We start from the raw sequence: 10,241 nt of genomic DNA, 5'->3' as shown, positions 1-10,241 counted from the left end.
GAGGGGGTGGGGCTTCAGCCGTGTCCCGGGCGCGGCGGAGCCCCACCACGCGATGCATGACGGGGCTCCGCTGAACCGGTCGGTCAGACGGTGTCGAACCCTCCGGCCTTCACGCCCGCCANNTGGAGTCACGGACGGGGACCATGCCGCGCGAAGCGACGACGTTGGCGGCAACCTCGACGCAGGCGCCGCCGTTGTCGCTGTAGGAGGACTTGAACCAGCGGGGGGAATCGGTTGTCACGGTGTGCCCTTTCGTAACTGCTCGATCATGGCCACGGATGCCGCTTGCGAGAGCGCTTCAGCCTGCAACTGATGGTAGGTGGTCAACAGGGGCACCACGGAAGTGTTCTCCCGGTCGAGGTGCCCCTGCTGGGCGGACTCCGCGTACGACATGAGCTGGCGGTCCGAGAGCGTCAGGATGTACAGCGGCAGGTTGAATGGGCGGCGTTCCCCCATGCTGAACGGGGCGATCTGGAGCACGGTGTTCGGCAGCTCGGCGAAGTCCAGCAGTCGCGCCAACTGCGCTTCCATAACAGCTGATCCTCCTACGGGCCGGCGGATACAGCTCTCGTCCAGCACCACCAGGACGAGCGGAGGAGCGGACTTCCGTACGAGCGCGGCCTGCCGCTCCGCGACGAGGGCGATCCGCTCGTGCGCCTGCTCGGAAGTGATCGCTCTCCGCCTGACGGCGCTCTCGGCAAGGACGGTCGCGTACTCCGGGGTCTGGAGCAGACCGGGCAGAACGCCTACCTCGTACAGCCGGATCTCCGCTGCCCGGCCCTCGTATCCCACATACTCCGGGAAGCCTTCCAGCAGACTGCCGTGCCGGATGTCCCGCCACTCGCGCTCAAAGGAATCGGTTGTTCCTTCGAGCCCCAGTGCGGCATCAACACCGATCGAAAACCTGCGGGTTGGCGGTTTACGACCATTCTCTACGCCGGAGACGTGCCGTCCGGTGTATCCGATCCGTCCACCGAGGTCGTCCTGCTTCCAGTCGCGCGCCTCTCGTGCCCTGCGTAAGCGGGCACCGTACGCCGCTTCCGGCGACGCGTCCGGGTTCAACTCCTTGATGTTTACCAATGTGTTCTCCGTACCTGCCACGTTGAGTACGGGCCGACCGTAGGCCACGCTGGGCCGCCTTGGTAGTGGAATGGCTACGGAGAGGCACGATCGTGTGTACAGAAAACGGTTCCCTGAACGGACGCCCTCACCACGTTCCCTCCCCCGGCACACTCCTGGTGGACACCAGCCGTCAAGGCCGCGTGGGTGAGTTCCGAGGAGTCGCCGGCCCGTACTGGTCACTGCGGCCGGTCTGCGGCGGGACCGAATGGGAGGCCGAGCCCGAGCACGTGCGTCCCGCCGATGCCATAGAGCGGCTGCGAGCGGAGAACGCGCGGTGCAACGCGCGGAGTCGGGGTGAGGTGCTGTGAGCACTCCGACCGGCGCGGCCTACCTGGTGGAGGTCACGGCTACGGCCGGCGGGAGGGCGGTTTCGCTCGGCAGGGCGACCGTGGCGAACCGCCGGTTCGCGCTCCGGTGGCTTCGGCGACAGGCACATCGGCTCGCGGACGGGCCCGGCGCCCCCGATCTCACGCCTTGCGGCCAACGGGACGTCCGGCCGATCGGCTTTCGGAGTTCCGCCGCCCCGGACGGACTCCGGGCGTGGGCGCACGATCCGGACCAGCAGGAGCAGGCGATAGCGCGTCTGGAAGCCGGAGGGCCCGACGTGCTCACCGTGCTCGACCCCGCCGTCGGCCTGCTGGTGACGCTCGCCGGACGGCCGCTCCGTCCACGTCGCGCCGCAGGCGGTCGGCCGCGCCACAACCAGCCCGTCACCCTCCGGGCCGGGATCGTCCACCTCATCCGGAGAACCCATGGTGATCCACTGCAACTCACCCGTCCGTCCACCCTGGTTCCGGACCGCGCAAGCGCACTGCCGAGCGGGGGCCGAGGAACTCCCCGACTGGCTCACCTGTGAACTCGGCAAGGGCCATACCGGTGAGCACGCCGACTGCCTGGACAGCATGGGACGCGGCACCTTTGACGTATGGCTGCGCTGGAACGAGGGCGAATTCACCTACGTCTGCGCCGCGCCCTGCGAACAGGTGGACCCCACCATCGTCCCCCGAATGCGACAGGCGTGCTGGTTGTTCACCGGCCACGAGCCCGGACACTCCTGGGAGTTCGAGGACCTTCCCGACGAATCCTGCTCCAACACCGAGGGCTGGGCTGATTGAACGGCGTGGCCCGCGGGTGGTGACGAACGCCGGTGACGGTGATCGTCCGGAAGCGTGTGCCGGAACCGAGAACTGGGAGCACCGGAGTCGGCTCGGGTGGTGTGCGGCCCGACCGGAGGGCGGGTGGAAGCCGGTGCAGCGGTCCTTCGGAGTGGGGCATGATTCGCGCATGGAGCGGATCATCGATCTCGATCAGGCAGCCGCAGTCATCACCGAGCGGACCGGGCCGTGGCTGGCGGGCGGTCTAGAAGTCGGGCAGATGACGTGGCGGGACGGAACTGTGCAGTGGCCTCAGCGGATTGAGGCCGACAGGACTCTCGTGCGTGATCCCGACTCCGTCGGCGTGCTCATCTCGGGCCCGGCGGACGCTGCGTTGTCCGTGGTGCTGTTCCGGGGCGGCTGGGCTGACGTGGACTACTTCGACGGCCTCGACGGCGCCGGACCGATACCGGCCTTCGATATCAGTTCAGCAGCGGCCTTCGGTGCCCGGCTCGATGAGTGGGTGCCGCGCGTGTTCGGGGACCTCGGTACGGGCCGGTGACGCGGGCCGGCACCGGTGAATGGTTCCCACCTCGGTGGTCAGTCGGCAGCGGTTCGCTGCTCCGGAGGTATTCGTGCATCGCGGCGAGGCTGAGCCCGCGCGCAGAGGGAGGGGGTGGGACGGCATCACCGTCCCCCCCCCGCACACCGCGGACCGGCCCTACTTCACCGGCGTGAAGTCCCGCGCCCCGATGAACTCCGGGCGGCGGACCGGAGCCGCGAAGGGCTCCTCGGCCTTGTTCTCCACGCTGTTGAACACGATGAAGACATTGCTGCGCGGGAACGGGGTGATGTTGTCCCCCGAGCCGTGCATGCAGTTGCAGTCGAACCAGGTCGCCGAACCGGCCCGGCCCGTGAAGAGCTTGATGCCGTGCCGGTCGGCCATCTTCGTCAGCGCCTCGTCGGACGGGGTACCCGCGTCCTGCATCTGGAGCGACTTCTTGTAGTTGTCCTTCGGCGTCTCGCCCGCACACCCGAGGAACGACTTGTGCGAGCCGGGCATGATCATCAGCCCGCCGTTGGTGTCGTAGTTCTCGGTCAGCGCGATCGAGACGGACACCGCCCGCATGTTCGGCAGACCGTCCTCGGCGTGCCAGGTCTCGAAGTCCGAGTGCCAGTAGAACCCCGAAGCACCGAAGCCCGGCTTGACGTTGATCCGGGACTGGTGGACGTACACGTCCGAACCGAGGATCTGACGGGCCCGGCCCACCACGCGCTCGTCGCTGACCAGCCGCGCGAATACCTCGCTGAGCCGGTGGACCTCGAAGACCGATCGCACGTCCTGCGACTTCGGCTCGATGATCGAGCGCTCGTCGGCCCGGACCGCCGGATCGGCGATCAGCCGCTCCAGCTCGGCGTGGTAGCCGGCCACCTCGTCGGGCTCGATCAGCTGGTCGACGGTGAGGAAACCGTCGCGCTCGAACCCCTGGAGGTCCTTCGCGGTGACCGGACCCGGTGCGCCGGGCGCGGACCAGATGACCGGGTCCTGGCGGGGAGTGGTCATCTCGGCGGCGCCGCGCGATGGGTACAGGTCGGCACGTGCATCAGTGGTCATGGTGGTTCAGCCCTCCTCGGTCAGCAGCGGGTAGACGCCGTTCTCGTCGTGGTCCTCCCGTCCGGTGACGGGAGGGTTGAAGACGCACACGCACCGGAAGTCCGTCTTGGGACGCAGCGTGTGGTGCTCGTGCCCGTTCAACAGGTACATCGTGCCGGGGGCGATCCAGTGCTTCTCACCGGTCTCGTCGTTGGTGAGCTCTGCTTCGCCCTCCGTGCAGAGCACGGCCTCGATGTGGTTCGCGTACCACATCGACGTCTCCGTGCCCGCGTACAGCACGGTTTCGTGGAGCGAGAAGCCCACCTTCTCCTTGGCGAGCACGATGCGCTTGCTCTCCCAGGTGCCGGAGGCGGCCTTCACATGCCGGTCGGTGTTCTCGATGTCACTGAACGATCGGACAATCACGGTGGGTCGGTGCCTTTCTCTCTGCAGCGGTGTATCTCATCGGGCCCGCCCGGGGCGGCCCCGGGTCAGGCGGTCTCGCGGACGCAGCGGGCCAGCGTGCGCAGGCCCTCGTCCAGTTCCTCGGGGGTGATGGTCAGCGGCGGCAGCAGCTTGACGACCTCGCTCTGCGGACCCGAGGTCTCCAGCAGCAGCCCCAGCTCGAACGCGCGGGCGCAGATGGCCGACGCGCGCTGCGGGTCGTTGAACTCCAGACCCCACACCAGTCCGCGGCCGCGGAACTGCGCGCTGTCGTGCTCGCCGCAGATCGCCAGCAGCGCGTGCTCGACCTGCTCGCCGCGGGCCAGCGTCTGCTTCTCCATCTGGCCGTCCGCCCAGTAGGCGTCGAGCGCGGCGGCGGCGGTGACGAACGCGGGGTTGTTGCCGCGGAAGGTGCCGTTGTGCTCGCCCGGCTCCCAGATGTCCAGCTCGGGCTTGAACAGGCAGAGCGACATGGGCATGCCGTAACCGCTGATGGACTTCGACAGCGTCACGATGTCCGGCGTGATGCCGGCCTCCTCGAAGGAGAAGAAGCTGCCGGTGCGGCCGCAGCCCATCTGGATGTCGTCGACGATCAGCAGCATGTCCTGTCGCTCGCACAGCTCCTGGAGCGCACGGAGCCACTCGGCGCGCGCGACGTTGATGCCGCCCTCGCCCTGGACCGTCTCCACGATCACGGCGGCGGGCTTGTTGAGCCCGGAACCCTGGTCCTCCAGGAGCCGCTCGAACCAGAGGAAGTCGGGGACCTGGCCGTCGAAGTAGTTGTCGAACGGCATCGGAGTGCCGTGCACCAGCGGAATACCGGCGCCGGCCCGCTTGAAGGCGTTGCCGGTGACGGCCAGCGAGCCGAGCGACATGCCGTGGAAGGCGTTGGTGAACGAGACCACGGACTCGCGGCCCTTGACCTTGCGGGCCAGCTTCAGCGCCGACTCGACGGCGTTGGTGCCCGTCGGGCCGGGGAACATCACCTTGTACGGCAGGTCGCGCGGCCGCAGGATGACGTTCTGGAAGGTCTCCAGGAAGGCCCGTTTGGCGGTGGTCGCCATGTCGAGGCCGTGGGTGATGCCGTCGCGCTCGATGTAGTCGATCAGCGCGCGTTTCAGCACCGGGTTGTTGTGGCCGTAGTTGAGGGAGCCGGCTCCGGCGAAGAAGTCGAGGTACGAGTGGCCGTCCTCGTCCGTCAGCCGGGCGCCCTGCGCGCGGTCGAACACGGCGGGCCAGCCGCGGCAGTAGCTACGTACCTCGGACTCCAGGGTCTCGAAGACACTGAGGGCGGGCGGGGTGATGGTCACAGCGGGTCTCCTGCGTGAGGGGGGTGTGACGTGCGGCGGTGAAGGGGACTGCGACGGGCGCGGAGCCGGTCGGCGGAAGTGCGCGCTCAGGCGTGGAACGGGCCGATGCGGTAGAGCACTTCCGGCAGATGAGAGCCCTCCGGGAACAGGCCGCCGTCGAAGAGCACCTCTTGTTCCACGGCCACGTCGTGGCGCTGGGCGTAGGAGGTGAACAGGCGGTCCGATGCGGTGTTGTCCGGCGTGATGGTCGTCTCGACCCAGGCGAGGCCCTGTTCCGCGGCGACCCGTGAGGTCAGGGCGTCCAGCAGCTTCGCTGCCAGGCCGGTGCCGCGGTGGCCGTGGTCGACGGCCACCTGCCAGACGACGAGCGTCTCGGGGCGGTCTGGCCTGATGTACCCCGTCACGAAGGCGACCGGGCTGCCGGTCTCGTCGCGGGCGACCACGGAGGTCGCCGCGAAGTCACGGCACCACAGCAGGTAGCTGTACGAGGAGTTGAGGTCCAGGACCTTGGAATCGCGGGCAATGCGCCAGATCGCGGCTCCGTCCTCCACTCGTGGGGTGTCGATGGTGATGAATTCGCTTCGGGCACGGGCAAAATCTGCTGGTGCGGCGGTCATGGGAATTGAATTTACCCAGCAAAACTCGAAATTGCATCGAGGAGAGGGGTTGGGTGAAGCATCCTTCTGTGCTATCACGCGGGTGCGCGCCCCGGCGCGAATCGGCTGCGTTTTCTTCCGAATTGGCCCACATTTATCCGGCATAACGGGCTCAGTGTGGAGTCGGTCACAACGTGATAACTCTGTGGAGACGCAACCGAATTGAGCGAGACGGCCTCGCGGGAACTGGGGTGTTTAGCCTTCGAGGGAGCGGGAATAAGAATGCGGGGAGCTGCTCTCGGTGAGGCGGCTCCCCGCATTATTGGATTGAGACGGGATTTATTCGCTGGGCCAGGTTTGTGAAACCGCCTTGCGGGCAGCTTCGAAATTGACCTGCCGGCCCGCATCGGCCAGCGCCGCCCCCAGAGCCGCGAGCGAGGAGAGCACCGCGCCCCGCGTCGCGTCCATCCCGTAGTGATTGACCCGGATCATCTCCTTGGACAGCGCCCCGCCGCCCGCGATCAGCGGCAGCGACGGGTCCGTGGCGAGCGACCGCGCGACCAGGCCCGCGGCGTCCACGCCCTCCGGAGCGCGCAGCGTGGTCGCCACCGGTGCCGCGTCCTTCGCCTCGTGCACATACGGGGTCAGGCCGCCGCCCAGCGCGAGTGCGCCGGCCCGGGTGGCCGCGGCCGCCGCGGCGTGCCGGGCCATGAGCGCGTCCAGGCCCTCCGCCTCGATCCGCTCCACACAGGCCTCCAGCGCCAGCATCTCCAGCTGGGCCGGCGCGTGCGGCAGCGCCTTGCGGCCGCCGTCGATCCAGCGCTCCTTCCAGTCCAGCAGGGAGAGGTAGGAGCGGCGCGGGGCCTGCGGGTTGGCGGCGAGCCGCTCCCAGGCGCGGGCGCTCACCGACACCGCGGACACCCCGGCCGGACCGCCCATCGCCTTCTGCGCGCCGATCACGCACAGGTCGACACCCCACGCGTCGGGCAGCAGCGGCTCGGCGCCCACCGAGGCGACGGCGTCCAGCATGAACAGCGCCCCGTGCGCGCGCACGGCCTCGCCGATCTCCGCGACCGGGTTGGTGTTGCCGGTCGCCGCCTCCGCGTGGACCAGCGAGACGAAGTCGATCTCCGGGTGCGCGGCCAGCGCCTGCTCGACCTGGCCGGCGGTGACGGCCGTGTGGAAGGGCACGGCCAGGTCGATGACCTCGGCGCCGCAGTCACGCAGCCAGTTGCCGAAGGTCTGCCCGTACGGCCCCGTCACCACGTTCAGCGCGGTCGAGCCGGGCCGGGCGCCGCCCCGGATACAGCCTTCGAGGGGGAGCAGCGCCTCGCCCTGCATGATGACGACGTCCTGCTCGGTGGCGAGGAGACCGGCCACCCGCCGCTCGACGGCCGCGAAATGCGCGGGGGTGAGCGGGGTGAGGTCGAGGAAGGGGTGCGTCACGGTGGTGCTCTCTTCGGGATCGGATCGGTGTGCGGCCGGCCTGCGGACCGGGGCTGCACCGAGGGTACCCAGCACCTCGCGGACGGCCTTGCGGGTGCCTCGTACAGTGCTGTCCATGAGTGATCGCGAGGCGCCGCGGGTGCTGCATGTGAAGGGGCGGGTGCTCGTCGGCCCCGAAGAGGTCAGGGACGAGCTCTGGGCGGTCGACGGACGCGTCTCGTACGAACGGCCCGCCGGTGCGGACGGGGCGACGGTCCTCAGCGGATGGGCGCTGCCGGGCCTGGTGGACGCCCACTGCCACGTCGGGCTCGACCACCACGGGGCCGTCGACACGGCGACCACGGAGAAGCAGGCCGTCGAGGACCGGGAGGCCGGTGCGCTGCTCCTGCGGGACGCGGGTTCGCCCGCCGACACCCGGTGGATCGACGACCGCGAGGACCTGCCGAAGATCATCAGGGCCGGCCGCCACATCGCCAGGACCCGGCGGTACACCAGGAACTACGCGTACGAGATCGAGCCGGACGAACTGGTGGCGTACGTGGCGCAGGAGGCGCGCCGCGGGGACGGCTGGGTGAAGCTGGTCGGCGACTGGATCGACCGGGAGGTGGGCGACCTGACCGCCTGCTGGCCGCGCGAGGCGGTCGCGGCGGCCATCGCCGAGGCACACCGGCTGGGGGCCCGGGTCACCGCGCACTGCTTCGCCGAGGACTCGCTGCGCGATCTCGTCGAGGCCGGGATCGACTGTGTCGAGCACGCGACGGGGCTGACCGAGGAGACGATCCCGCTCTTCGCGGAGCGCGGGGTCGCGATCGTCCCGACGCTGGTCAACATCGCCACCTTCCCCTCGCTGGCGCGGGGCGGTGACGCCAAGTACCCGCGCTGGTCGGCCCATATGCGCCGGCTGCACGAGCGGCGTTACGACACGGTGGGCGCCGCCCATGACGCCGGTGTCCCCGTCTTCGTCGGCACCGACGCGGGCGGTGTGCTGGCCCACGGGCTGGTGGCCGACGAGGTCGCCGAACTGGTGAAGGCGGGCATCCCGGCCCTGGAGGCGCTGTCCGCGGCGACCTGGGACGCCCGCGCGTGGCTCGGCAGGCCGGGACTGGAGGAGGGCGCCCCGGCCGACCTGGTGGTGTACGACGAGGACCCGCGGGCGGACGTGCGCGTGCTGGCCGCGCCCCGCAGGGTAGTGCTGAACGGGCGCGTGATCGGCTGACGGGCGGGCCCCGGGCCCGGACCGGCCCGGGTGCACCGTGTTGACCGGCAGTTACCGGGAGTCGGCCCGCTCGTTGGATCACTTCTGGGTACGCTCCGGCGCGGTCACCTTCGAGCCGCCCGCGCTCAGTTGAACGGGTGAACCCGAGGAACGCACGTGCCGAGATAATCGAATACAAGCACGGAAACCCCCCTTTGGGGTGAACTCACCGCAGGTATCTGCCAGTTCACCCTCTGTGCGTAAGGATTCACGGAGTCGAGGCCACCGGTGCCCGCGATGTCCCCCATTGGACGGCGCCGGTGGCTCCAAGTCTCTTGTGGGGGTTCCACCATCTTGAACAGCAACACCTTCCGCCTCGCCGCCCTGGCGGTCGCCGCCGCTCCCGTCGCACTGCTGGTCGCCGTCCCCGCGCAGGCCACCACCGCGACCACCGCCACGACCACCGGCGGCGGGAAGGCGAGCGCGGTAGTGCTCCGTACCGCACTCGACGTCTCACTCCTGAACAAGACGATCGATGTGCCGCTCAAGACCACGCTCAACGAGGTGCACGCCCCGGCCACCGCGAAGGAGACCGCGCTCAGCGTGCGGCTCGACGGCGTGGACCACGGGCAGCCGATCCACGTGCTGCGTGCCGATGTCGCCACGGCGAACGCGACCGTCGACAAGCACCGTGCCGAGGGCTACACCAACATCGCGAAGGCCCGGCTCCACCTGCCCGGTCTGCCGGCGCTCTCGCTGATCGAGGTCGAGCAGATCACGTCCAAGGCGGTCTGCGAGGTGGGCCACAAGCCGGTCGCCGAGTCGAATGTGCTGGGGCATGTGAAGATCCTCGGCCAGCGCGTCACCCTCACCGCCGGAGGCACCACGCAGGTCAAGGTGCCGGGCGTCGGTGAGGTGACGCTCGACCTGTCGAAGACGCACACCACCTCGCGCACCGCGGCGGCCTCGGCACTTCAGCTCAAGGTCTCGGTGAACCCGCTCAAGCTGAATGTCGCGGATGTGCAGGGCGAGGTCACGCTCGCCGAGGCCACCTGCGAGACGCCGAGGGCGCCCAGGCCGGGCGGCTCCACCGGCGGCTCCTCCACCGGCGGTTCGTCGGGCGGCGGCTCCAGTGACGGCGGCGCGTCCGACGGTGGCTCCGGCAACGGCGGTTCGACCGACGGCGGCGGCTCCAGCACCGGAGGCTCGGGCGGCTCCGGCAACGGGGGCTCCACGGCCGGGGACTCCGGCGGCGGTGTGAAGACGCAGACCGGCACCGGCAACGCCCCCGCGGCCACCGACACCGACCTCGCCGAGACGGGCTCCAGCTCCACCACGCCGTACATCGCGGGTGGTGCGGCGCTGCTGCTGGCCGTCGGCGCCGGCGCGATGGTCGTGACCCGGCGGCGTGCGCGGAGCTGACGCGCGGGGGAGCGTGTC

At 69.7% G+C, this 10,241-nt stretch carries 11 protein-coding genes and 1 pseudogene; 5 read left to right on the top strand and 7 right to left on the bottom strand.

The window, feature by feature from the left end; translation table 11 throughout:
- Positions 1 to 124: 124 nt before the first annotated feature.
- Positions 125 to 241 (bottom strand): annotated as a pseudogene (locus J1C73_RS06585) (DUF397 domain-containing protein); the annotation flags it as partial.
- Positions 238 to 1,080, bottom strand: a complete 843-nt coding sequence (locus J1C73_RS06580; RefSeq protein WP_207315498.1) for a DUF5753 domain-containing protein — start codon at positions 1,078 to 1,080, stop codon at positions 238 to 240. The pseudogene J1C73_RS06585 and the gene J1C73_RS06580, both read right to left, overlap by 4 nt.
- Positions 1,081 to 1,172: 92 nt before the next feature.
- On the opposite strand from J1C73_RS06580, the gene J1C73_RS34580 reads away from it, so the two are divergent.
- The 3 genes from J1C73_RS34580 (at position 1,173) to J1C73_RS06570 (ending at position 2,778) form a co-directional block, all read left to right on the top strand.
- Positions 1,173 to 1,430: a hypothetical protein gene (locus J1C73_RS34580; protein ID WP_372446657.1), complete on the top strand. Its 258-nt coding sequence runs from the start codon at positions 1,173 to 1,175 to the stop codon at positions 1,428 to 1,430.
- A gap of 444 nt (positions 1,431 to 1,874) precedes the next feature.
- Positions 1,875 to 2,237, top strand: coding sequence for a hypothetical protein (locus J1C73_RS06575; protein WP_207315494.1), 363 nt, complete (start codon positions 1,875 to 1,877; stop codon positions 2,235 to 2,237).
- Between the two features lie 169 nt (positions 2,238 to 2,406).
- On the top strand, positions 2,407 to 2,778 hold the full coding sequence (locus tag J1C73_RS06570) for a hypothetical protein (protein WP_242643810.1): 372 nt from the start codon (positions 2,407 to 2,409) through the stop codon (positions 2,776 to 2,778).
- 159 nt (positions 2,779 to 2,937) lie between these two features.
- Here J1C73_RS06570 and thpD read toward each other — a convergent pair whose 3' ends face one another.
- The 5 genes from thpD to J1C73_RS06545 form a co-directional block, all read right to left on the bottom strand.
- A complete protein-coding gene (gene thpD, locus J1C73_RS06565; RefSeq protein WP_207315493.1) occupies positions 2,938 to 3,831 on the bottom strand; it encodes an ectoine hydroxylase in 894 nt (297 codons plus the stop codon).
- A 6-nt stretch (positions 3,832 to 3,837) separates the two neighbouring features.
- Positions 3,838 to 4,236, bottom strand: coding sequence for an ectoine synthase (locus J1C73_RS06560; protein ID WP_123469128.1), 399 nt, complete (start codon positions 4,234 to 4,236; stop codon positions 3,838 to 3,840).
- A gap of 65 nt (positions 4,237 to 4,301) precedes the next feature.
- The gene (gene ectB, locus J1C73_RS06555) at positions 4,302 to 5,564 is read right to left on the bottom strand and encodes a diaminobutyrate--2-oxoglutarate transaminase (RefSeq protein WP_207315492.1); all 1,263 of its coding nucleotides are present in this window, start codon (positions 5,562 to 5,564) and stop codon (positions 4,302 to 4,304) included.
- 86 nt (positions 5,565 to 5,650) lie between these two features.
- The gene (gene ectA, locus J1C73_RS06550) at positions 5,651 to 6,181 is read right to left on the bottom strand and encodes a diaminobutyrate acetyltransferase (protein WP_242643809.1); all 531 of its coding nucleotides are present in this window, start codon (positions 6,179 to 6,181) and stop codon (positions 5,651 to 5,653) included.
- Between the two features lie 318 nt (positions 6,182 to 6,499).
- Positions 6,500 to 7,606, bottom strand: a complete 1,107-nt coding sequence (locus tag J1C73_RS06545; RefSeq protein ID WP_207315495.1) for a pyridoxal-phosphate-dependent aminotransferase family protein — start codon at positions 7,604 to 7,606, stop codon at positions 6,500 to 6,502.
- 115 nt (positions 7,607 to 7,721) lie between these two features.
- Between J1C73_RS06545 and J1C73_RS06540 the strand changes: the two genes are divergently transcribed.
- Complete coding sequence (locus tag J1C73_RS06540) at positions 7,722 to 8,822, top strand: amidohydrolase family protein (protein WP_207315491.1); 1,101 nt, start codon at positions 7,722 to 7,724, stop codon at positions 8,820 to 8,822.
- A 333-nt stretch (positions 8,823 to 9,155) separates the two neighbouring features.
- Positions 9,156 to 10,223: an SCO1860 family LAETG-anchored protein gene (locus J1C73_RS06535; protein ID WP_207315490.1), complete on the top strand. Its 1,068-nt coding sequence runs from the start codon at positions 9,156 to 9,158 to the stop codon at positions 10,221 to 10,223.
- Positions 10,224 to 10,241: the final 18 nt, after the last annotated feature.

The organism is Streptomyces laculatispora (genome assembly GCF_017353455.1).
Classification (GTDB): domain Bacteria; phylum Actinomycetota; class Actinomycetes; order Streptomycetales; family Streptomycetaceae; genus Streptomyces; species Streptomyces laculatispora.
This window is presented reverse-complemented; position numbering and strand designations above follow the sequence as displayed.

Bases quoted from the DNA above. Each gene is read 5' to 3' on its own strand.
- J1C73_RS06575 (WP_207315494.1), top strand. From the start codon at position 1,875: ATGGTGATCCACTGCAACTCACCCGTCCGTCCACCCTGGTTCCGGACC.
- J1C73_RS06570 (WP_242643810.1), top strand. From the start codon at position 2,407: ATGGAGCGGATCATCGATCTCGATCAGGCAGCCGCAGTCATCACCGAG.
- thpD (WP_207315493.1), bottom strand. From the start codon at position 3,831: ATGACCACTGATGCACGTGCCGACCTGTACCCATCGCGCGGCGCCGCC.
- ectA (WP_242643809.1), bottom strand. From the start codon at position 6,181: ATGACCGCCGCACCAGCAGATTTTGCCCGTGCCCGAAGCGAATTCATC.
- J1C73_RS06540 (WP_207315491.1), top strand. From the start codon at position 7,722: ATGAGTGATCGCGAGGCGCCGCGGGTGCTGCATGTGAAGGGGCGGGTG.